Below are 445 nucleotides of genomic sequence, written 5' to 3'. Positions count from 1 at the left end.
GAGTAGCGGCAAGATAGTCACGAGTGACTTCGCCCTCTACGGAGTCATCGTCCTGGACTTGCTTTTCAATCTCCCGCAGCCCCCGCAAGCTCTTCTTGAGTCCGGTTTTGAGTTTGCGGTCCAGATCGACGACGGGTTTAGCAATATCTTTAAGATAGTGGTATTGGCAGTATTGGTATGGCGTATCCGGCCACGTTTCCTCCATGGCCAAACGAATAGATTTCTGACCGTCGCTAACCAGACCAATGACCGGAAGCCCGAGGTCTTTCAAGGGTCGTTTCAGGAGCGCCATGAGTTCCGTTTTCGATCCGCTTTTCAGATTCTTTGCGGCCAAAATCCGACCGCTAAACCCTTCACGGACCACATAAAGGGTTTCATTCCCTTTCTCCGGCTGGACACCGTCCATGGAGAGAAGAAGACCTTTGTATGTCTCTACAACAGACGT

Annotated in this window: 1 protein-coding gene; it reads right to left on the bottom strand. The window is 51.2% G+C overall.

Annotated elements, in window-relative coordinates; translation table 11 throughout:
- On the bottom strand, positions 1-445 hold a 445-nt coding region (locus L691_RS0127240), incomplete at both ends, for a transposase (RefSeq protein WP_025693343.1).

Origin of the sequence: Paenibacillus zanthoxyli JH29, from assembly GCF_000520715.1 — a bacterium.
In the GTDB taxonomy this organism is placed as follows: domain Bacteria; phylum Bacillota; class Bacilli; order Paenibacillales; family Paenibacillaceae; genus Paenibacillus_AQ; species Paenibacillus_AQ zanthoxyli.
Note: the sequence above shows the minus strand (reverse complement) of the source record. Positions and strands in the feature narration are given on the sequence as shown.